The sequence below is a fragment of the Actinoplanes sp. CA-142083 genome (genome assembly GCF_050942195.1).
Taxonomy (GTDB): domain Bacteria; phylum Actinomycetota; class Actinomycetes; order Mycobacteriales; family Micromonosporaceae; genus Actinoplanes.
The window spans coordinates 6,120,014-6,141,175 of the sequence record NZ_CP192076.1; the positions used below are offsets into that span (position 1 = coordinate 6,120,014).

At 71.4% G+C, this 21,162-nt stretch carries 20 protein-coding genes; 16 read left to right on the forward strand and 4 right to left on the reverse strand.

All coding sequences use genetic code 11. The annotated features are described in order from the left end of the window. The first annotated feature begins 28 nt into the window (after positions 1 to 28). Genes ACQPZX_RS28150 through ACQPZX_RS28160 form a run of 3 tightly spaced genes read left to right on the forward strand, consistent with a single transcriptional unit; the run spans position 29 to position 3,719 of the window. A complete protein-coding gene (locus ACQPZX_RS28150; RefSeq protein ID WP_433361249.1) occupies positions 29 to 616 on the forward strand; it encodes a helix-turn-helix transcriptional regulator in 588 nt (195 codons plus the stop codon). Continuing rightward, entirely contained in the window at positions 613 to 1,329 is a 717-nt protein-coding gene (locus ACQPZX_RS28155; RefSeq protein WP_433361252.1) for an ABC transporter ATP-binding protein, read from the forward strand. The genes ACQPZX_RS28150 and ACQPZX_RS28155 overlap by 4 nt, the downstream gene beginning before the upstream one ends. Continuing rightward, positions 1,326 to 3,719 (forward strand): FtsX-like permease family protein, encoded by a 2,394-nt coding sequence (locus tag ACQPZX_RS28160; RefSeq protein ID WP_433361255.1) that lies wholly within the window; start codon positions 1,326 to 1,328, stop codon positions 3,717 to 3,719. Before ACQPZX_RS28155 ends, ACQPZX_RS28160 begins: the two co-directional genes overlap by 4 nt. Before the next feature lie 7 nt (positions 3,720 to 3,726). Here ACQPZX_RS28160 and ACQPZX_RS28165 read toward each other — a convergent pair whose 3' ends face one another. Together ACQPZX_RS28165 and ACQPZX_RS28170 are read right to left on the reverse strand one after the other, a co-directional pair. Next, positions 3,727 to 4,632, reverse strand: a complete 906-nt coding sequence (locus tag ACQPZX_RS28165; protein WP_433361258.1) for an alkaline phosphatase family protein — start codon at positions 4,630 to 4,632, stop codon at positions 3,727 to 3,729. A gap of 52 nt (positions 4,633 to 4,684) precedes the next feature. Then, positions 4,685 to 5,296, reverse strand: a complete 612-nt coding sequence (locus ACQPZX_RS28170; RefSeq protein ID WP_433361261.1) for a TetR/AcrR family transcriptional regulator — start codon at positions 5,294 to 5,296, stop codon at positions 4,685 to 4,687. Positions 5,297 to 5,407: 111 nt separating this feature from the next. On the opposite strand from ACQPZX_RS28170, the gene ACQPZX_RS28175 reads away from it, so the two are divergent. After that, on the forward strand, positions 5,408 to 6,997 hold the full coding sequence (locus ACQPZX_RS28175; RefSeq protein WP_433361264.1) for an MFS transporter: 1,590 nt from the start codon (positions 5,408 to 5,410) through the stop codon (positions 6,995 to 6,997). Between the two features lie 29 nt (positions 6,998 to 7,026). Here ACQPZX_RS28175 and ACQPZX_RS28180 read toward each other — a convergent pair whose 3' ends face one another. Beyond that, the gene (locus ACQPZX_RS28180) at positions 7,027 to 8,265 is read right to left on the reverse strand and encodes an IS110 family transposase (RefSeq protein WP_433361267.1); all 1,239 of its coding nucleotides are present in this window, start codon (positions 8,263 to 8,265) and stop codon (positions 7,027 to 7,029) included. A 248-nt stretch (positions 8,266 to 8,513) separates the two neighbouring features. On the opposite strand from ACQPZX_RS28180, the gene ACQPZX_RS28185 reads away from it, so the two are divergent. From ACQPZX_RS28185 to ACQPZX_RS28225, 9 genes are read left to right on the forward strand one after another with little or no spacing between them, the layout of a single operon-like run. After that, entirely contained in the window at positions 8,514 to 9,551 is a 1,038-nt protein-coding gene (locus ACQPZX_RS28185) for a hypothetical protein (protein ID WP_433361270.1), read from the forward strand. A gap of 5 nt (positions 9,552 to 9,556) precedes the next feature. Next, the gene (locus ACQPZX_RS28190) at positions 9,557 to 10,510 is read left to right on the forward strand and encodes a phosphotriesterase family protein (RefSeq protein WP_433361273.1); all 954 of its coding nucleotides are present in this window, start codon (positions 9,557 to 9,559) and stop codon (positions 10,508 to 10,510) included. A gap of 10 nt (positions 10,511 to 10,520) precedes the next feature. Continuing rightward, on the forward strand, positions 10,521 to 11,633 hold the full coding sequence (locus ACQPZX_RS28195; protein ID WP_433361276.1) for an FAD-dependent oxidoreductase: 1,113 nt from the start codon (positions 10,521 to 10,523) through the stop codon (positions 11,631 to 11,633). A 1-nt stretch (position 11,634) separates the two neighbouring features. Continuing rightward, positions 11,635 to 12,513: an alpha/beta hydrolase gene (locus tag ACQPZX_RS28200; RefSeq protein WP_433361279.1), complete on the forward strand. Its 879-nt coding sequence runs from the start codon at positions 11,635 to 11,637 to the stop codon at positions 12,511 to 12,513. Beyond that, positions 12,510 to 13,394 (forward strand): MBL fold metallo-hydrolase, encoded by an 885-nt coding sequence (locus tag ACQPZX_RS28205; RefSeq protein ID WP_433361282.1) that lies wholly within the window; start codon positions 12,510 to 12,512, stop codon positions 13,392 to 13,394. Before ACQPZX_RS28200 ends, ACQPZX_RS28205 begins: the two co-directional genes overlap by 4 nt. After that, positions 13,391 to 15,061, forward strand: coding sequence for a CocE/NonD family hydrolase (locus tag ACQPZX_RS28210; RefSeq protein WP_433361285.1), 1,671 nt, complete (start codon positions 13,391 to 13,393; stop codon positions 15,059 to 15,061). Before ACQPZX_RS28205 ends, ACQPZX_RS28210 begins: the two co-directional genes overlap by 4 nt. A gap of 8 nt (positions 15,062 to 15,069) precedes the next feature. Continuing rightward, positions 15,070 to 16,227, forward strand: a complete 1,158-nt coding sequence (locus ACQPZX_RS28215) for a cytochrome P450 (RefSeq protein WP_433361288.1) — start codon at positions 15,070 to 15,072, stop codon at positions 16,225 to 16,227. Beyond that, on the forward strand, positions 16,224 to 16,412 hold the full coding sequence (locus ACQPZX_RS28220; RefSeq protein WP_433361291.1) for a ferredoxin: 189 nt from the start codon (positions 16,224 to 16,226) through the stop codon (positions 16,410 to 16,412). The genes ACQPZX_RS28215 and ACQPZX_RS28220 overlap by 4 nt, the downstream gene beginning before the upstream one ends. Before the next feature lie 20 nt (positions 16,413 to 16,432). Beyond that, positions 16,433 to 17,530: an NAD(P)/FAD-dependent oxidoreductase gene (locus ACQPZX_RS28225; protein ID WP_433361294.1), complete on the forward strand. Its 1,098-nt coding sequence runs from the start codon at positions 16,433 to 16,435 to the stop codon at positions 17,528 to 17,530. On the opposite strand, the gene ACQPZX_RS28230 is transcribed toward ACQPZX_RS28225, so the two are convergent. Further along, positions 17,523 to 18,287 (reverse strand): IclR family transcriptional regulator, encoded by a 765-nt coding sequence (locus ACQPZX_RS28230; RefSeq protein WP_433361297.1) that lies wholly within the window; start codon positions 18,285 to 18,287, stop codon positions 17,523 to 17,525. The genes ACQPZX_RS28225 and ACQPZX_RS28230 overlap by 8 nt on opposite strands. Positions 18,288 to 18,335: 48 nt before the next feature. On the opposite strand from ACQPZX_RS28230, the gene ACQPZX_RS28235 reads away from it, so the two are divergent. From ACQPZX_RS28235 to ACQPZX_RS28245, 3 genes are read left to right on the forward strand one after another with little or no spacing between them, the layout of a single operon-like run. Next, entirely contained in the window at positions 18,336 to 19,478 is a 1,143-nt protein-coding gene (locus tag ACQPZX_RS28235; RefSeq protein ID WP_433361300.1) for a cupin domain-containing protein, read from the forward strand. After that, the gene (locus tag ACQPZX_RS28240) at positions 19,475 to 20,293 is read left to right on the forward strand and encodes a fumarylacetoacetate hydrolase family protein (protein ID WP_433361303.1); all 819 of its coding nucleotides are present in this window, start codon (positions 19,475 to 19,477) and stop codon (positions 20,291 to 20,293) included. The genes ACQPZX_RS28235 and ACQPZX_RS28240 overlap by 4 nt, the downstream gene beginning before the upstream one ends. Further along, positions 20,287 to 21,138 (forward strand): maleylpyruvate isomerase N-terminal domain-containing protein, encoded by an 852-nt coding sequence (locus ACQPZX_RS28245; RefSeq protein ID WP_433361306.1) that lies wholly within the window; start codon positions 20,287 to 20,289, stop codon positions 21,136 to 21,138. Before ACQPZX_RS28240 ends, ACQPZX_RS28245 begins: the two co-directional genes overlap by 7 nt. Positions 21,139 to 21,162: the final 24 nt, after the last annotated feature.

Here is a 21,162-nt window from a genome sequence, read left to right on the forward strand (position 1 = left end):
TCGGCATGATACGCGTTTGGTCGATGTCATGAGCGTCCGGCACGCGCTGCTGGCCCTGCTCGCCGAGGGCCCGAAGTACGGTCTGCAGCTGCGCGAGGAGTTCGTCGAGCGCACCGGCGAGGTCTGGCCGCTCAACGTCGGGCAGGTCTACACCACCCTGCAGCGCCTGGAGCGCGACGGCCTGGTCGAGTCCGACGACGCCGCCGACCCCGGCCCGCAGAAAGGCTTCCGCATCACCTCCGGCGGTGAGCAGGAGCTGACCGGCTGGCTACGCACCCCGCCCGACCTGGCCGCCCCGCCGCGCGACGAGCTGGTCATCAAGGTGCTCGTCGCCGCTCGCATGCCCGGCGCCGACGTGCACGAGGTCATCCAGGTGCACCGGCGCTACCTGGTCGAGCTGATGCAGCAGTGGACCCGGCTGAAGAACGACGAGGCCGACACCGACCTCGGTCTCGCCCTGGTGGTCGACGCCGAGCTGTTCCGCCTCGACTCGGTGATCCGCTGGCTCGACTCGGCCGACGGCCGCCTGCGCCGCGTGTCCGCCGAGCCGGCCGCCCCGGCCGCGGCCACCGGCCCGCTGCCCAAGCTGCGCCGGCGAGTGGGAGGCCGGCGATGAGCGTGCTCGAGATGCGTGATGTGTCCAAGGTGTACGGGCGAGGCCCCGCCGAGGTGACCGCGCTGAGCGGCATCGACCTGTCCGTCGCCCCTGGCGCCCTGGTCGCGGTGATGGGACCGAGCGGCTCCGGCAAGAGCACCCTGCTCACCATCGCCGGCAGCCTGGAGTCGCCCAGCTCCGGCGAGGTGCTGGTCGGCGGCGTGAGCCTGGCCGGCATGAGCCGCGACGAGCTGGCCCGCCTGCGCCGCCGCTCGATCGGCTACGTCTTCCAGGACTTCAACCTGCTGCCCGGCCTCACCGCCGTGGAGAACGTGTCGCTCCCGCTCGAGCTCGACGGGCTCAGCGGCCGCCGGGCCCGGCAGCGCGGCCTCGAGGCCCTCGACCTGCTCGGCCTGGCCGATCGGGCCGGCCACTTCCCCGACCAGCTCTCCGGCGGCGAGCGCCAGCGGGTCGCGATCGCCCGGGCGGTGGTGGGCGATCGCCGGCTGCTGCTCGCCGACGAGCCGACCGGGGCCCTCGACTCGGCCACCGGCGAGGCCGTGATGCGGCTCATCCTGGCCGCCTGCAAGCGGGGCGTGGCCGCCGTCATGGTCACCCACGACGCGCAGCTCGCCTCCTGGGCCGACCGGGTCGTGTTCCTGCGCGACGGGCGGGTCATCGACCACACGATGCCGCCGCCCGGCCCGGAGTCGCTGCTCGGAGCCGACCGATGATCGCCGTGCTCCGCTGGACGTGGCGCATGTTCCGCCGCGAGTGGCGCAGCCAGGCCCTCGTGCTGACCCTGCTGGCCGTCGCCGTCGGCGCCACCGTCTTCGGCCTCGGCGCGGCGGGCAGCACCCTGCCGGACGGCGCCGCGCAGTTCGGCAACGCCGACTATCTGCTGGTTTTCCGCGACACCGGCGACGCCGACACGGCCCGGCGGGCCTACCCGGCGACCGAGGTGATCAACCACAAGAAGATCCCGGTGCCCGGCTCGGCCAACCCGATCGACCTGCGCGACCAGTCACCGACCGGCCCGCTGGGCGCCCCGATGCTGCGGCTCGACGAGGGGCGCTACCCGGCCGCGTCCGGTGAGGTCGCCGTGACCGACCGCACCGCCCGCCTCTTCGGCCTCGCCATCGGCGGCACCTGGCAGGGCGACAAGGTCGTCGGCCTGGTGGAGAACCCGAACAATCTGCTCGACACCTTCGCCCTGGTCGCGCCCGGTCAGCTCGCCTCGCCCGACCGCGTCACCGTGCTGGTGCGGGCGACCGAGGCGCAGTTCCGCGCGGCCGACCGGCCCGAGAGCGCCGAGGTCCAGATGCGCGGGACCGCGAGCGTCGAACCCGCCGTCGTGGTCCTGATGCTGGCCACCATCGGCCTGCTGTTCGTCGGCCTGCTCGCCGCGGCCGGGTTCACCGTGCTCGCGCAGCGCCGCCTGCGCGCCCTCGGCATGCTGGCCGCGGTCGGCGCCCGCCACCGCCACCTGCGCCTGGTCATGCTGGCCAACGGCGCCGTGGTCGGCGGGGTGGCCGCACTCGCCGGCGGCGCCACCGGCCTGGCCGCCTGGCTGTTGCTGACACCCCGGATCGAGACGGTCGCGCAGCATCGCATCGACCGGTTCGACCTGCCCTGGCTCGCGCTGCTGGCCGCGCTGCTGCTGGCCACCCTCACCGCGATCGCGGCCGCCTGGTGGCCGGCCCGTGCCGCGGCCCGCGTCCCGGTCGTGGCCGCCCTGTCGGCCCGCCCGCCGCAGCCCCGCCCCGCCCACCGGTTCGCCCTGCTCGGCGCGATCGTTCTCGCCGGCGGCCTGACCCTGCTGGCCTTCAACGACCCGTCCCGGCCCTTCGTGGGCGTCGGCGGCATCGTCGGCACGGCCGCGGGCATGCTGCTGCTCGCCCCGCTGCTGATCTCCGCCCTGGCCCCGATCGCCCGCGCCTGCCCGGTGGCGGCCCGCATCGCGCTGCGCGACCTGGCCCGCTACCGGGCCCGCTCCGGCGCTGCGCTCGCCGCGATCAGCATGGCGACCGGCATCGCCGCCGCGATCATCATCGGCGCCGGCGCCGCCGAGGCCGCCGCTCCCTCCGGCGGCAACCTCCCGGACGACGAGCTGATCGTCTGGCTCACCCCGCAGAAGATCCAGGGCCCGGTGCCGCAACTCGACGCCACCCAGCTCGCCCACGCCCGGTCCGCGGTGACCTCGATCGCCGCGTCGGTCGGATCCGGCACACCCTTGCCACTGACCGGCGGAATCAGCCCGAACGCGCGCATCGAGACGCAACCGGAGAACGGTCTCAGCGGCAAACCGGTGGCCGCCTTCGGGATCCCGCACCAATCCGGCGGCAGCACGATCTACAGCGGCGACGACATGATTCCGCTGCTGGTGGCAACCCCGGAGATGCTTCAGCGGTACGGCATACCGGCCACCTTGATCGACCCGGCCGCCGACGTTCTCACCTCACACACCGACCTGAACCGCTACCGGCTGATCGGTGCCGGTCGCGAGGGCGAGGCCTGGCAGCCCAAGGCGCAGCACACCACCCGGCTGCCCGCCTACACCTCCGACCCCACCGTGCTGGTCACCGACCACGGGATCCGCGCGCTCGGCCTCACCCCGGTGCCGGTCGGCTGGCTGATCACCGCGGCCAGCCCGCTCACCCCGGCCCAGGTCGACAAGGCGCAGACAACCGCGAACGCGGCCGGCCTGGCCCTGTCGGTCGAGACCCGCCCGCTGGCGGCCGACCTGTCCCGGCTGCGCACCGGCGCCACCGCGATCGGCGCGGGCGTGGCCCTCGGCGTGCTCGCCATGACGGTCGGGCTGATCCGCGGCGAGGCCGGCCGCGACCTGCGCACCCTCGCCGCGAACGGCGCCGGCCGCGGCACCCGGCGCCGGCTCACCGCCACCACCGCCCTGGCCCTGGCGCTGCTGGGCGCGGTGCTCGGCACGGCCGGCGCGTACGCGGCGCTGATCGCCTGGTACCACCGCGACCTGCACGCCCTGACCAGCGTTCCGGTCGAGCATCTGACCGGCCTGATCATCGGGCTGCCCCTGGTCGCCGCCGCGGCGGCCTGGCTGCTCGCCGGCCGGGAGCCGGCCGGGATCGCCCGGTCGCCGCTGGAATGAGGGCAGGTCACAGACCGAAGGGCGGACCCAGCGACGCGGCCGCGGCCGCGCAGCCGAGCAGGGGCAGGCGAAGTTGCTCCTCGACGAAGCGCAGCGTCGAGCAATGCGTCAGCGGCTGGGTGGCGACGACGTGCCGCACCGCCGGCGCGACGACGACGGTGGGGATGTGATTGCTGGCCGGAGTGCCCTCGTCCCAGGTGACGATCACGGTGAGCCGGCCGGACCGGTAGTCCGGACCGGACATGATCCGCGGTAGCCAGGTCCGCAGCCAGCGGTCGCCGGCCGCCACCAGGTCGCGGGGGCAGCCGGGGCCGCCGTGCATGTCGTCGCAGGCGTCGGGGCTGACGAAGGAGAGGGCGGGCAGCGCGCCGGCGGCGAGGTCGTCGTGCAGCACGCCGCCGCCGGCGATGCCGAGCGGGACGGTCCAGCGGCGGCAGTCGGCGCGCTCGCCGCGGTAGTACGTGGCCGGGACGTGCCGGACGAGGTAGCGGCCGTGGCTCGTGAGCTCACAATCGCCGTGCGCCGCCTCGGCGTAGCCGCGCCACTCGCGGCCGGACGCACCGACCTGGCGGAAGACGTTGTCGCCGGCCAACGGGTGCGACTTGGGATCCTTGTCGTCGCAGATGCCGTGGGTGCTGCCGCTGGTGAGCAGGATGTACGCGGCCAGCGACGGGCAGCGGGCCGGATAGCCGGCGTCGTACCCGGTGGCGGCGCCGTAGTCGGCCGCGAGCCGGTTGAGGTACGCCGCGCTCGGATTGCCGGCGATCTCGCCGTACGCGTGGTTCTCCTCCACGATGATCATGACCTTGTTGCCGTGATCCGGCGCCGCCGATCCTCTCTCCTGGCAGGCGCCCGCGATGATCACGGCGGCCAGGAGGACGAGGGCCGATCGGGCCCGCAGCCGGAAAGTCATGACACGGGACGTTAGCCGCGGAATCCTGAGAATTGGTTGAAAACGCCCCGGCTTACGCCCCGAGCAGCCGCACCCAGCTCGTCGTGAGCTCGTCCAGCATCCGGTCGCGGTCGATCTTCCAATCCGCGTATCCCCAGTTCTGCGCCACGTAATCCAGCTCCGCCATGGCCAGCACCCCGCGGAAGTGCCGCACGCCCCGATCGAAGCGCCCGGCCCGGCTCAGCCCGTCCTCGACGTCGCTGATCGCCTCCTCCAGCCAGCGCTCGACCAGGTTGCGCAGCTCGGGCTCGACCGCCGCCGCGTCGCGCCCGATCCGGATGATCGGGTGGATGTCGGGCCAGCGCTCGGCCGTCTGCCGGATCCAGGCGCCGATCGCCTCGGCGCCGCCGTCGGCCACCACGGCGACCAGCCCCAGCGCGGTCGAGCCGTGCTCGGGCGAGCGGATCCGCTGCAGCCGCTCGTTGAGCCGCTCGTCGATCAGCGCCTTCATCAGCTCGCCCCGCGACGGGAAATACGCATAGAACGTCACCCGCGTGGTCCCGGCCGCCGTCGCGATGTCGTCGACGGTCGTCGCGGCGTACCCCTTCTCGACGAACAGGCCCAGCCCGGCGTCGAGAAGCAGGCGCCGGGTCATCTCCTTCTGCGCTTCACGGAGGCTCGCCACCCCGTCAGCTTACAAAGCTTACGCAATGACGGAACTCTTGACATGCTGTTAAGAAATCTGGCACCTTGCACGCAACAGACGTGACCCCCCTCACCGTGCAAGGGAGCCCCCATGACCCCAAGACCTGGCTACGCCGCGACGGTGGTGGCCGGTTGCTTCGCCGTGTTCCTCGCCCAGGTGGCGTATTCGCTGCCCGGCGCGCTCAACGGCACCTTCCAGCAGGAGTTCCAGACCACCGGCTCGCAGCTGACCTGGATCACCGCGGCGTTCGCCATCCCGATGGTCGTCTTCGAGCTGACCACCGGCGTGATCGGCGACCTCTTCGGCCGCAAGCGGCTGCTCCAGGCCGGCGCCGCCCTCACCGTCGCCGGCTCGCTGATCTGCTGCCTCGCCGGCACCGTGCAGGTCCTGTGGGCCGGCCAGGTCGTCGCGGGCCTCGGCGCCGCGATCCTCTACCCCATCTCACTCGCGATGATCGCCGCGCTCGCGCCGACCACGGAGGCGCGCGCCCGGGCGATCGCCCTCTGGGCCGGCTTCCTCTCCATCGGCGCGGCCGTCTCGCCGCTGCTCGGCGGCGCCTTCGCCACCGGCGGCAGCTGGCGCGGCGCGTACGCCGTGGTCATCGCCGCCGCGATCGTGTCGTTCCTGCTCACCTTCCGGGCCACCGATTCGTCCGCGCCGGTGGGGCGCAAGCTCGACATTCCCGGCCAGGCCACGCTCGCGCTGGGCCTGATCGCCATCCTCTTCGCGGCAACCCAGGGCTCCGAGGCCGGCTTCGGCCGTCCGGAGATCATGGCGGCATTCGCCGCCGGGGTGGTCCTGCTGATTGCCTTCGTGATCATTGAGACGCGTACGGCGGTGCCGCTGCTGCACCTGCGCCTGTTCACCAACCGGGCGTACGCGATCGTCGCGGTCGCCACCGTGGTGGGCATGTTCGCGTTCCTGGCGATCTGCTACTCGATGAGCATCTGGCTGGGCGCCGTGCAGCACCAGAGCGCCCTCAAGATCGGCGTGCTGTTCGTCTTCATCCAGGGCCCCGCTTTCGCGCTGGTGCCCGTGGTCTCCCGCCTGATCCGCACGGTTCCCGCCCGCTGGGTCCTCACCGGCGGCTTCGCGCTCATGGCCGTCGCCGGCGTCTGGTGCTCCACCTTCGACATCGCCGACCTGAGCTGGACGCGCTTCATCGCCCCGATGCTGATCTTCGGCTGCGGTTTCGCGCTCACCGTCGGCTCGATCACCGCCGTCGCCATCACCACGGTTCCGGTGCGGCTCGCCGGCATGGCCAGCGCCACCACCAACCTGCTACGTGACTTCGGATTCGCACTGGGCCCGGTCCTCATCGGCGCGCTCGCCATCAACCGGGCCAACGACGCCATGCTCGACGGCCTCGGCCCGGCGATCGGCGCTTCCGGGCTGCAGGAGCCGTATTCGCAGATCGCCGGCGGCATCGCCCACGAGGGCGGCGCGATGGCCATCAACTCGATGCCGGTCGTGCCCGGGGCCGGCCCCGGCCTGGCGCCGGTGCCGATGCCGCAGCAGCTGCACCAGCTCGCTTTCGAGTCGCTCGGCAGCGCCTACAACACCGCGTTTCTGGTCGCCGGCATCTGCGCGGCCGCCGCGGCAGTGCTGACCCTCGTCGGTCTCACGGGCCGGCCAACTCCGGTCAGCCCGTCACTCGAGGTCCAGGAGGCCGTCCGATGACACCCCCTGTGTCCACCTGTAGATCGGAATTAGGCCGCGAGCTGTTGTTCGGTGCTGTGCCGTGCGTTCCCGTGCAGGGCCGGGTCGTAGGTGGTGTTGTTCTGCCAGCAGCGCCAGATGATGCGGACCCAAGCTCGGGCGAGGATGCGGGTGGCGTGCGGGTGGTCTTTGCCGCTGGCGCGGGCCCGGTCATAGATGTCGGCGGCCCAGGGGCTGGCGTGGCGGCTGTTGTCGGCGAACGTGGTGATGGCCTGGCGGAGCCGTTTGTTGCAGGCCCAGCGGAACGACACGCCGCGTTGTTTGCCGGATGCCTTGGTGACGGGGGTGATCCCGGCCAGCGCGGCGATGGCGTCGGGATGCTCGAACGCGGCCCTTGCGTCACCCCATTCGGCCAGGATCTGGGCGGCGTTGACGGTCCCGGCGCGGGGGAAGGACTGGAAGATTTTCCCGTCGGGGTGGGTGTCCATCTTCTCGGCGATGGCCCGGTCGAGGTCCTTGATCGCGGTGTTGAGCGCCTTGATCACGCTGACCTGGGCCAGCACCGCCGCACGGACTCCCGTGCACAGGTCAGGATCGGTGGTGCCGGCCGGCGCCGAGCGCAGGCGGGTCAGGAGAACCGCCGCGGGCCTTTTGCCGGAGTAACTCTGCTTGGTGCAGAACGCGGCGAGCCGGGCCTCGGTCAAGGGGGCTGCCGACACGGCGGTCGGGTATTTCGTGAGGAAAGCCAGCGCAATCGCCGAGGACAGGCTGGCGAAGATCGCCTTGCCTCCGGGCCAGTGCGCGTCCAGCAGCGCGGCGAGCTGGTTGACCGCGGCCACCCGGGCCTCGACCAGGTCACCGCGGCTGCGGGTCACCGTCCGCAAAGCCTTGGTAGGCCCCGAATACGGGACCGCCGGCCGCAGCCGGTGGATCCGCACGCGCAGGTAATCAGCGATCACCTGTGCGTCACCTGGGTCGGATTTGGCGCCGGAGAGAACCTCGGCCTCACGCCAGGCCTTGATCGCGTTCGGCTTGACCGGCATCACCGGATGCCCAGCCTCCAGCAGAGCGTCCACCAGACGCCCATCCGGACGCTCGATCGCCACCGGCGTCAACTCGGTGTCGCCGAGCTTGCCCAGCCGCACGACCAGCCTGGCGAACCCGGCAGCGGTGTGCTCGACGGTGAACGCCGCGACCTTGCGGCCACCCTGGTCCAGCACACACACGGCATGCTCGGTGGTCGCCCAGTCGATCCCGACGAAGAACAACGGCCCCTCTTGCAGCGACAACCTCGTCGCCTTCCCGTTCGCAGCAACAGGCAGGAGCCAGGCGGAGGCGAAGGAACCGATTGTCGAGCGGTCACTAACCGGCGCTCTGCGGCGCGTCCCTCTGTCATCGATCAGCGGTTCCGGGGAAGCCGGGGGCGGCAGTGTCATCGAAGCCCACAAGGGGCAACCATCAAAGGCCGTCACCCCGACTTCCGCCTAGTTCCTACCACAAGCCCCATCCAGGGGCCCGCACGGAAGAGGGTGCACTAGTGACCGTCAACACCGTCCTCGGGCCCGTTCCGGCCGATGAGCTGGGCGTCGTCGCGGTGCACGAGGCGCTGCTGTCGGTGCTGCCCGGCGCGGAGCACGCGTACGACATCACCCTGGACCGCGCGGAGATCTTCGCGACCCTGGCGGCGAAGTTAACGGCCTTTCGCACCGCCGGTGGACGCACGATCGTCGACAGCACCGGGATGTTCCACGGCCGCGATCTGCCGCTTTACGAGGCGCTCTCCCGCGCGACAGGTGTGCACATCGTGGCGTCGACCGGCCTGGGCCCCGAGGAGATGCTCGGCGGCTATTTCCTGACCCCGCAGACCAATCCCCCGACACCGTGGCCGGCCTCGAAGTTCGCCGACCTGTTCGCCCGGGAGGTCACCGAGGGCATGGTCGTCCCCCGCGTGGAGCGCCGCGCCGCCGCCGGCCTGGTCTCAACGGCCGCGACCTCGACCGGCATGACGGCAACGGACGAAAGTTTGCTCCGCGGCGCCGCCCGCGCCGCGCTGGCCACGGGTGTGCCTCTCTCCCTCCGCTTCGGCGGCGACCTCGACGTGGTCCTGGACGAGAAGCTCCCACCCGACCGCGTCATCGTCGGCGACCTCGACCGCCGGGACGCCGCCCCGGCCGTGCCGCCCCCCACCTCGACCGCGCTCGCCCCCACCTCGACCGCGCTCGCCCCCACCTCGACCGCGCTCGCCCCCACCTCGACCGCGCTGGCCCCCGCCGCGGTCGCTCGCCGTGGCGCCTATGTCGCTCTCGACCATGTCGGCCTCAACGACGACGACCGCTACCTGACCGACCGCGAGCGCGCCAACCTCGTCGCCGACCTCGTCCGGGCCGGCCACGGCGACCGGATCCTGTTGTCCGCCAACGCGATCGGCGTCGCCAAGGGCCACCCCGCCTACGACATGCCCTACGACTATGTCCTGTCGACCTTCGTCCCCTACCTCAAAACACAGGGGCTCGGCGACGACGACGTCCGCCGCCTGATCGTGGACAACCCCCGCGACCTGCTGACCCAGAGGTGACCGCCGTGCCGAAAGTCAACACCGTCCTGGGCCCGATCGCCCCCGAGCAACTCGGCTTCGTGGCCGTCCACGAGCACATCGGCTACGGCATGCCCGGCTCCGAGCTCGACACGAAATGGTGGAAGACCCCGGAGGAAAGGTTCGCGGAAACCATTCCGAAACTTCGCGAATTCCACGCGAACGGCGGCGGCACCTTCGTCGACGCGACCGGGATCTGCAACGGCCGCGACGTCGATTACTACCGCGCGCTCTCGGCGCGAACCGGCGTTCACATCGTGGCCAGCACCGGCTTCGTCGGCGGTGACACCGCGTTGCCGCTCTTCGCCCGCGCCACCGTCGACTATCTGGTCCGCCAGTTCGTCCACGAGATCACCGCCGGCATCGGCAGCAGCGGCGGCCGGGCCGGCATCATCAAGGTCGGCGTGAGCCGCGGCGGCCGGATGACCGACCTCGACAAGCGCATCTACCGCGCCGCCGCCCGAGCCGCCCTGCAGACCGGCGTGCCGGTCCTCACCCACCTCGCCATCGACGCCGAGAACGCGATCGCCATTTTCCGCGAGGAGGGCCTCCCCCTCGACCGGGTGCTCTTCGGCCATGTCGACGACGGCGTCAACGCCGACAAGACCCGCGACACGTGGATCGCCGACCAGGGCGGCCGCATCGGCTTCGACACCTTCGGGTACGAGACCGAGCTGCCCGACCCGCCGTTCTGGGCCCGCCCGCGCAAGGAGCGCCTGGACCACTTCCTGCGCTTCATCGGCGAGGGCCGCATCGATCAGGTGCTCGCCTCCGCCGACGCCAACTGCAGCCCGCTCGGCTGGCCCGGCGTGAAGGGCCACACCGTCAACTACCTCTTCACCGACCTCGTCCCCGACCTGCGGGCGGCCGGCCTCGACGACGCAGCGATCACCACCATCTTCGTCGACAATCCCGCCGCCTTCCTGGCCATCCAGAACTGAGAGACACCACATGGACATCAAGGACTTGAGGATCGCCGTCGTCGGCGCCGGGTACGGCGGCGCGGCGGCGGCCAAGGCCCTGAGCCTGCAGGGCGCCGACGTCACCGTGTACGAGCAGGCGTCGCAGATCCGCGAGGTCGGCGCCGGCATCGGCCTGCGTCCCTCCACGATGGACCGTTTCCGCCGATGGGGAATCGCCGGCGCGATAGCGAAAGTCAGCTCACCCAGCGACTATTTCGAGATCCTCACCGCCACCGCGGAACCGATCATGAAAGAGTCCTGGCCCGAGATCGACGCCTACGGCCTGAAGACCCACCTCATCCACCGCGGCGACTTCATCGAGGCCCTCCTCGGCGTCCTGCCCGACTGCATGGTGCGATTGGGCCGCAAGCTCGAGGCCGTCATCGACCGCGGCGCCGAGTCGACACTGCTCTTCGCCGGCGGCGAGAAGGTCACCGCCGACCTGGTGGTGGGCGCCGACGGCATCCGCTCGGTGGTCCGCGAGCAGCTCTTCGACGACCGCGGCCCGGTCTTCTCCGGCGAGCACGCCTACCGCGCCGTGATAGACACCGATTCCGCGTACGGCATGTGCGTGGACGACAACCTGCGCATGTACATCGGCCGCGGCACCAAGGTGTATCTCCTGCCGCTGCGCCACCGCGGCCAGGTGTCGTTCGACATCACCGCCCTCTGCCCCGACCCCACCTGGGCCCCGCGCGTCACCAGGGACGACCTCCTGGCCACCGTCGAAGGCTTCGACGACCGGATCGTCGCCATCACCCGCGACCTGGACATGACCACGGTCAACGTCCGCGCCGTCTACGACATCGACCCGGTAGACACCTGGCACACCGACTCGGTGGTCCTGATCGGCGACGCCGCCCATTCGATGCTGCACCACCAGGGCCAGGGCGCGAACTCCGCCATCATGGACGCCGGCGCCCTAGCCGACGCCCTCTCCGAGGCCGCCACGGTGAAGGAGGCGCTGGCCCTCTTTCAGGCCACCCGCAAGCCGGTGACAGACGAGCTGCAGCGCATCTCCCGCCAGGGCTGGATCGCCGACGAGGTAAACGACGTCTTCCCCGGCCAGAAACCCGCCTCCCAACAGCCTGCGGGCGCCTGACATGCCCCTGCACCCCGAGATCGCGAAGGCCCTCGCCACCCTGCCCCCACCCCCGGCTGGCCCGCTCGACCCGCCAACCATGCGCGCCGCTGAGCATGCGCCGGCCGGCGATGGGCTCCCCCAGCCTGCCGACGACGTCACCGTTGGCGATGTCCCCGTGCGGATCTACAACGCCGCCGCCCCGCGAACGCTCGTTTACTTCCACGGCGGCGCCTTCTTCCTCGGCAGCCTCGACACGCACGACCACATCGCCCGGTCCCTCGCGAAAGAGACCGGTCGCCGGGTCGTGTCCGTCGGCTACCGCCTCGCGCCGGAGCACGCCTTCCCCGCCGGCCTCGACGACTGTTACGCCGTGGTCCGCTGGGCGGCCGCGAACGAAACTGTCGCGATCGCGGGCGACAGCTCGGGAGGAAATTTCGTGGCCGCGGTTGCGGCGACGGCGCACGACGGCGGCTTCGACCGCATCAGCCACCAGATCCTCTACTACCCGTCCCTCGACCTGGATTTCGACGAGGACCGGTATCCGTCGCTGCGCGAAAACGCGACCGGCTACGGCCTGGAAACCGCCGGCCTCAAGCCGTTCAACGCCTTCTACCTCGCCAGCGGCGCCGACCCGGCCGACCCGAAAGTTTCCCCGATCAAGCGAAAGAACCTCACCGGCCTCCCTCCGGCGCTGATCATCACGGGCGAGTTGGACCCGCTGCGCGACGAGGGCGAGCTCTACGGTCGGCGCCTCCAGGAAGCCGCCGTAGACGCCACCGTCAGCCGCTACGCCGGCGCGGGCCACGGCTTCGTCCAGCACTTCTCCTGGATCCCCGACTACTACCGGGCGTTCGAGGAAACCGCGGCGTTCCTGCGCGAGGACGAGGACGACAAGTGAAGGTCCATTCGCTGCTCTCGCCGTGGGGACGCTTCGGCCTCCACACGTACTTCCTCGACACCCCCGAGCCGGCCATCGTCGACACCGGCATCGCCACCTCCCCGGCCGAGGGCATGGCCCCCACCCTGGAGAAGCTCGGCCGCCGCATCGAGGACGTGCGCTGGATCCTGCTGACCCACGGCCATATCGACCACATCGGCGGCGCCCACGCGCTCTGGGAGCTGACCGGCCGCCGCGCCCAGGTCGTCATCCACGAGGCCGACGCCCCGATGCTGCGCTCCCGCCGCGCCCACGTCGACGAGTACCTCAACGGCCGCGGCCGCTACCTGCGCGACCCGGACGGCGAAGCGAAACAAGTCGCCACCGCCGCGAAAGTCATCTCCGGCGAGATGGAACCCACCCTGCTGGTTCGGGGCGGCGAGACCCTCGACCTCGGCGGCGGAACGAAACTTCAGGTCCACGCGATCCCCGGCCACACGAAAGGTTCCGTCGCCTACGCCCTCGACGGCCACGTCTTCGTCGGCGACGCCGTCCAGATCCATGGCGCCGCCAACGGCTTCCCCGGCTACGAGGAACCGGCCGCCTACCGCGCGAGCCTCCAGCGCCTGCGCGACGAGATCCGCCCCAACCGCCTCTACCTGGGCCACCCCTACCGGCGCACCGATGGCACCCCCTACGGCGTCGAGCTCGACGCCGGCCAGGCCCGCGCGGCCCTCCAGGAGAGCCTCGACATCGAGGCGCGAGTCGCCGCGGCCGCCGAGCGCGCCGCCGGCGACGAGAGCGCTTTCGCCGGGCAGCTCGGCTACCGGGGCGACCCCACCCTGGAGCCGTCGCCCTTCTTCACCACCTTGCACGGCTACCACCATGAGGAGCGGCCATGATGAGGGTTCGCAAGGACCTGAGGGTCCCCATGCGGGACGGCGTCGAGCTGGCGATCGACGCCTACCACGAGGACGGGGAACGGCCACGCCCCGCGCTGATCGCGATGAGCGCGTACGGGAAAGAGCTCCAGGCCTTGGCCCTCACCATGCCGCCGCAGCGCCGCCCAAGCCCGATGTGGGACGGCTGCATCGAGGCCGGCGACATCACCCGCGTGGTCGCCAAGGGATATGTCCACGTCATCGGCGACATGCGCGGCACCGGGGACTCCGGCGGCGAGATGGTCGGCAACTACAACTTCGGCGGTGTGTCGCAGGGCCAGGACCTCTACGACCTCATCGAGTGGGTCGCCGCGCAGCCCTGGTGCGACGGCAACATCGGCATGATCGGCATTTCCTATTTCGGGTCGATGCAGGTCCTCGCGGCCGCCGAGCGCCCGCCGCACCTGAAAGCGATTTTCGTGAGCGGCGGCCATTTCGACTTCTACGAGACCACTTACCACGGCGGGATCATGTGGCTGATGCCGCGCGCCGCCCGGGAGGGGCGCGGCGGCGACTCCGGCATCGCGCACACCGACGTGAAGTCCCGCATGCTTTCGCGACACTCGAGCGAGGAAATGGCGAAACTTGTCGCGAAACGGCTCGAGGACCCGGACGTGGCGGCCTGGCCCAACCTCGTTCACGTGCTGCGCTACCCGAAGAACCGCGAGCTCTGGTTCGACATCGTGATGAACGAGCTCGACGGCGACTGGTACGAGCAACGCAACCCCATCACCCTCGCGCGAAACATCGACATCCCGGTCTACCTGCAGATCGACCAGGGCCGCGGCTGGACCGTGGACGGCCACATCGAGCTGTTCCACGTCCTGAAGGGCCCCAAGAAACTCGACATCGGCTCCTACCCGCCCATGCAATCGCGCCCCTGGGTCGAGGAGCACGACAAGATGTTCCGCTGGTACGACTACTGGCTCAAGGGCATCGACAACGGGATCATGGACGAGCCGGCCGTGAGCGTCTTCGTCGAGGGCTCACGCGAGGTCGTCACCGCCGCGCAGTGGCCGCCCAAGGAAGTCACGTACAAGTCGCTGTTTCTGCGCCCGCGCCAGAAACTTTCCGCGCAACCCGAGCTGATGCGCGCCGCCCCCGACGGCTTCTTCCAGGCGCCGCTCACGGTCACCGACACCGTCCAGACCGTCGGCTGGAGCACCGAGCCGTTCGAGCGGCCCACCGAGCTGATCGGCGCCGGCGCCGCCCACCTGTTCGTCGAGATCGACCAGGACGACACCAACCTCATCCTGCGCCTCTGGGACGCCGCGCCCGACGGCCGACGGCAGCTGATGACGACGGGTTTCCTCAAGGCGTCCCACCGCGACCTCGACGACCGCACCACCGAGGGCAACCCCTATCACCCGCACACCCGCGCGGTCCCGGTCGAGCCCGGCAAGATCGAGGAGTACGTCGTCCGGCTCTACCCCTTCGCGACCACGCTCCGGCCTGGCCACCGCCTGGTCGTCGAGCTGTCCAACGACGAGCCGCTCTCCGACGCCCACAACGCGCTGCTCCCGCCGGACGCCTTCCACCTGCCGGTCGGCCGTCCGGTCACGCACAAGATCTACCGCGATGCGGACCACCCCTCGCGACTCGTGCTCCCGTTCACCACTCACTCCTAGGGAGAGCCATGTCCGGCATCGACCTGTTCGCGGACGACGTCCTGCTCGACCCCTATCCCGTCTTCGCCGAGCTGCGTGAGCGCGGCCCGGTGGTGTACCTGCCGAAGAACGACGTCTACGCCCTGACCCGGTACGACGTCATCCGCGCCGCGCTCGGCGACTGGGAGACCTTCTCCTCGTCCTCGATCGGCTTCAACCCGATGGTCAACGAGGCCCTGACCGGCACCTCGCTCGCCTCCGACCCGCCGGACCACACCCGGTTGCGCGCCGCCCTCACCGAGAACCTCTCGCCGCGAGCCCTGCGCGGCATGAAAAGCCGGATCGACGCGAAGGCCGACGACCTCGTCGCCGGGCTGGCCGCCACGGGCGCCTTCGAGGCGATCGACGCGCTGGCCCGCGCCCTGCCCCTCGAGGTGGTCGCCGACCTGATCGGCTTCACCGGCCACGTCCGCGCCAACATGCTGCGCTGGGGCCAGGCCGCGATGGAGGTGATCGGCCCGCTGAACCAGCGCACGGCCGAGAGCTTCCCGATCGCCGGCGAGCTGTACGGCTGGTGCTCCACCGTCGCCGCCGAGGACCTGGCGCCCGGCTCGGTCGGGCGGGGCATCTTCGACGCGGAGGCGCGCGGCGACATCCCCGCCGGGACCGCCGGTCACATCATCCACCAGTACCTCGGCGCCGGTCTCGACACGACGGTCGCCGCCCTCGGCAACGTGGTCGCGCTGTTCGCGGCCCATCCCGAGCAGCTCGCGCTGGTTCGGGCCGACCCGGCCCTGGTGCCGGCCGCCTTCAACGAGGTGCTCCGGTTCTGGGCGCCGGTGCACGCCTGGGGGCGGCGGGTCACGAGAGACGTAAAGCTCGGCGGCACGCGGGTGCCGGCGGGCGCGCAGGTGGCCATCCTCTTCGGCGCCGGCAACCGCGACCCGCGGCACTATCCCGATCCCGACGCCTTCCGGGTCGAGCGCAACCCGGTCGACCATCTCTCCTTCGGGTACGGGCCGCACGGCTGCGCCGGCCAGGGACTCGCCCGGCTCGAGGGGCACGCCGTCATCGCCGCTCTGGCCCGCCGGGTCGAGCGTCTCGTCGCCGGCCTCGGGACCCGCGTGCCCAGCAACATCACGCGCGGTCTCGACCGGCTCCCGGTGCTGGAGGTGGTTCCCGCATGAGGATCGTTCTCGACCGGCCACGCTGCGAGGGCCACGGCCTCTGCGAGGAGGCGGCGCCGCAGCTGATGCACCTCGACGACGACGGCGAGCTGGTGCTGGACCGGGAGCAGGTCGGCGACACGGACCTGACCGCCGCCAACGCCGCGGTCCGGGTCTGCCCGGTGGCCGCGCTACGCCTGGGATGAGGGGCAACGGCATCGCCGGGATGAGGCGGATCGTCATCGCCGGCAACGGCATCTCCGGTCTCACCGCTGCCGACACGTTGCGGGCCAATGGATTCGACGGCGACCTGACCCTGATCGGCGACGAGCCGCATCCGGCGTACAGCCGGCCGGCGCTGTCCAAGGCTCTGCTGCGCGACGAGGCCGGCCTGACCGCACACCAGCTGCCGCCGCCGACGCACGGGGCGGCCGAGCGGCTAGGCGTACGGGTGGCCGCGCTGGACGACGAGCGGCGGCTGGTCGTGCTCGACGACGGCGACCGCGTGCTGTACGACGGCCTGGTGGTCGCGACCGGCTGCCGAGCGCGCCGCCTCGGTCCGCCGGACAGCGGCGAGCTGACCCTGCGCGGCCTCGACGACGCGCTGCGGCTGCGCCGCCGGATCGCCGACCGGCCCGCTGTGCTCGTGGTCGGCGGCGGCCCGCTCGGGATGGAGATAGCTTCGAGCTGCCTGGCCGCCGGCTGCGGCGTCACCCTCGTCTCGCGGGGGATGCCACTCGCCGCGCAGCTCGGGAGCCACTTCTCGGCCCTGTTCACGGCGGCGGCCCGGGAGCGCGGCCTACGCATCGTCGAGACGAAGGAGGCGAGGATCGACTCACCGGGCACGGTCATTCTGGCCGGCGGGCACCGCCTCGAGGCCGATCTGATCGTCACGGCCGCCGGGGATCTTCCGAACGTCGAATGGCTGGGGATGAGCGGCGCGCTCGAGGTGGACGGTCGGCTCCGGTTCCGGCCCGGCATCGTCGCCGCCGGCGATGTCGCCGCGATCCCAACCGCGCAGGGCTTTCGCCGGGTTCCCTTGTGGAGCAGCGCAATCGACCAGGGCAAGGTGGCGGCCGCGGCGCTGCTGTACGGCGACGCCGCCGCGCCGTTGGACCCCCGCCCCTACTTCTGGACCGAGCAATTCGGGATCTCGCTCAAGGTCGCCGGTCCCCTGCCGGCCATCGGGCCGCCGACCCCGCTCGACGGCGACGGTCTCCTGCGCTGGGAGCGGCCAGCCGGGCCGGCGACGGTGGCGGCGGTAAACTACCGGATCCCCATTCCCCGGCTGCGCAAGCTGAGCGCGGGCGCCGTGCTCAGCTGACGGCGCACAACTGGTCCTCGATGTCGCGGGCGGTCAGGGCGAGCGCGGCGACGATCTCCGGCAACCGGTCCCGCGAGAACCGCGCGGTCGGCATCGAGACCGAGACGGCGGCCTCGACCCGGCCGTGCTCGTCGCGTACGGCCCGCCCGACCGCCGTCACCCCCGACTCCGTCTTTCCGGCGTTGATGGAGAAACCGCGCTCCCGCACCGTCCGCAGCTCGCGGCGCAGCGTGGCCAGAGCGGGCCGCTGATCCAGGCGGTCCGCCCACCTGTCGTCGCCGTACAACGCCTCGAGCCGCTCGGGCGGCAACTCCGCCAGCATGATCTTGCCGCCCGATGCGAGGTGCGCCGGAAAGACCATGCCCTCCCGGTTTCCGACCCGCAGCGCCTGCGTGCACTCCACCGACCCGATGAACCGCACATGGTCGCCGCTGAGGACGGAAAGATTCGCGCTTTCGCGCACCCGGTCGACCAGCGCCGCGAGGTGCGGCATCGCGACCGTGCGCAACAACGCCGTGCGCGACTGCGAGCCGGCGCTCAACGAAAGAACCGGCCCGGCCGCGTATTTGCGATCCTCGCGCTGCACCGCGAAATCCCGGTACACCAGCATCGCGAGCAGTCGATGCGCGGTCGACGCCGCCACATCCAGGCGCGCGGCCGCCTCGCCCACCGACAGCGGCCCCTCGACCTGCAGCATGACCGCCAGCTGCAGCGCGTGATCGACGCTGCGGATCGAGTAGTTCGGCGGATTCTTCACAGCAGAATCTCCTGTTCTATTCCGCAACCCACCCTACAAGCTGGGAGCATGTCTGAAATCGCGAACGGCCCGGTGCGCCTCGGCATGGTCGACGCGCCGGACCAGCCCACCCCGTCCGACGCGCTGGCCGATCTCTACCGTGGTTTCGAGCGGGAGCTCCTCGTTCCCTTGTGGACCGAGATCGGCGACCTCATGCCGGCGCATCCGCGGTCCAAGGCCGTACCCCATCTGTGGCGCTGGAAGCACCTGCTGGAGCTCGCCGATCAGGCCGGCCATCTCGTGCCCGTGGGTCGCGGCGGCGAACGCCGCGCCATCGCCCTGGCCAACCCGTCGCTCGGCGGACGGCCGTTCGCCACGCCGACGCTGTGGGCGGCGATCCAATATCTGATGCCGGGTGAGAACGCGCCGGAACATCGTCATACACAGCACGCGTTCCGCTTCGTCGTCGAGGGCGAAGGCGTGTGGACAGTGGTCGGCCGCGACCCGGTGCCGATGGGCCGCGGCGACTTCCTGCCGCAGGCCGGGTGGAACTGGCACGCGCACCACAACGCCGCCGACCGACCGATGGCCTGGATCGACGGCCTCGACATCCCGTTCCAGTACCAGACCGAGGCGCAGTTCTTCGAGTTCGGCCGCGAGGCCATCAGCGAGGCGGAGCACAGCACGCCGGCGCGCTCACGCTCCGAGCGTCTCTGGGGACATCCGGGCCTGCGGCCCATCGCGGCGCAAGCTGGGCGATCCGGTTCACCACTTCTCCGGTACGCCTGGGCGGACACCGACCGTGCTCTCGCCGACCAGCTGGCCCTCGCCGACGAAGGGCACCCGGGCGTCGTCGAGCCCGGGCACGCCGCGGTCCGCTACACCAATCCCGCCACCGGCGGCGATGTACTGCCGACCATCCGCGCCGAGATGCACCGCGTCAGCCGTGGCGGCGAGACCGCGCCCCGCCGCCAGACCGGATCGGCGGTCTACCAGGTGTTCGACGGCAGCGGCCGGGTCACGGTCGGCGACAAGAGTTGGTCCGTCACCCGCGGCGACCTCTTCGTGGTGCCGTCGTGGACCGCGTTCTCCGCGACGTCGGAAGCGTCGGCCTCCGACTCGGATTCGGGCGCGCTCGACCTGTTCGCGTTCAGCGACGCCCCCGTTTTCGAGGCGCTGGGCCTCGACCGTACCGAAGGACCTTCCGCATGAAGTTAGCCACCATTCGCACGGCCGACGGCGTCACCCGCGCGGTGCGCGTCGAGGGAGATACTTTCCTCGACGCCGGCGCGACCGACGTCGGCGCGCTGCTGGCCGATCCCGCCTGGTCCTCGCGTACGTTCGATGTGCCGGTCGACGCCGCCGGTTTCGCGCCGGTCGTCCCCCATCCCGGCAAGATCATCTGCGTGGGGCTGAACTACCGCAACCACATCCTCGAGATGGGCCACGAGCTTCCGCGGTTCCCGACCCTTTTCGCGAAATATTCCGAGGCCCTGGTCGGCGCCTACGACGAAATTTCGCTGCCGCCGGAGTCGGACGCGGTCGACTGGGAGGCCGAGCTCGCCATCGTCGTCGGCCGGACCGTCCGCCGCGCCTCAGCTTCGGAGGCGGCCGACGCCATCGCCGGTTTCGCCGTTCTCAACGACGTGACCATGCGCGACTGGCAGTACCGCACACCGATGTGGTTGCAGGGCAAGACCTGGGAGGCGAGCACCCCGTTCGGCCCCTACCTGGTCACTCCGGACGAGCTGCCCGGCGGCGTCCGCCCGTCGCTCACCCTGACCGGTCGCGTCGACGGCGAGATCGTGCAGCAGGCCGACACCGCCGATCTGGTCTTCGACCCGGTGGCGCTGGTCCGGTACATCTCCACGATCCTGACCCTGAAGCCCGGCGACGTCATCGCCTCCGGCACCCCCGGCGGCGTCGGCCACGCCCGCAAGCCGGCCCGCTACCTGACCGGCGGCAGCGTGCTCACCACCGAGATCACGCACCTAGGCCGTTCCGAGGTCAAGGCCGAAGCGTGCTGAGCGTCGACCGCGGCCACACCGACAGCCTGCGCTGGGTGGCACAGGGAAACGCCCATTTCTTCGGCGCCATGGCCACCCTCCCCGACCACCTCCTGGAACGGGAAACCGCCCTCCCCGGCTGGACCGGCCGCCACCTCCTGGCCCACGTGGCGCTGAACGCCGAGGCCCTCGGAAACCTGGTCACCTGGGCCCGAACCGGCATCGAAACCCCGATGTACTCCTCTCCCACCCAGCGAGACGCCGACATCGAGGCCGGCTCCCGCCGCCCGCTGGCCTCGTTGCGTGCATGGGTCACCGACTCGGCCGCGGCCCTGGATTCCGCATTCGCCACCCTCGACCCCGCCGACGGGGCCCGGCCGGTCCGGACGGCCCAGGGCAGAACCGTCCCCGCCACGGAAATCTCGTGGCTCCGAGCCCGCGAAGTGATGATCCATTCGGTAGACCTCGGCGGAGGCGTCCGCTTCGACGACCTGGCGTCGGGCTTCCTGGCAGCCCTGGTCGACGACATCGTGGCCAAGCGCTCGACCGCCAACGACGGCCCCGCCCTCACCCTGACCGCAACCGACCACTACGGCGTCTGGCGCATAGCCGGCCACGGCGCGGTCAACGGCCTGCACGCGCCCGCCGCGACCATAACCACCGCGCCCACCGCGCCCACCACGCGCACCGCGCCCACCGCAGTCACCGCGCCCACCGTGCCCACCGTGCCCACCGCGGTCACCGCGGTCACCGCGGTCACCGCGGTCACCGCGGTCACCGGCACCCTCGCCGGCATCGCTGCCTACCTGGCCGGGCGCCACACCCGCGGCGTGGTCGGCGCACCCGCCCTGCCCCGCTGGCTCTGACGGCGGCCCCTCCATCGCGCATTT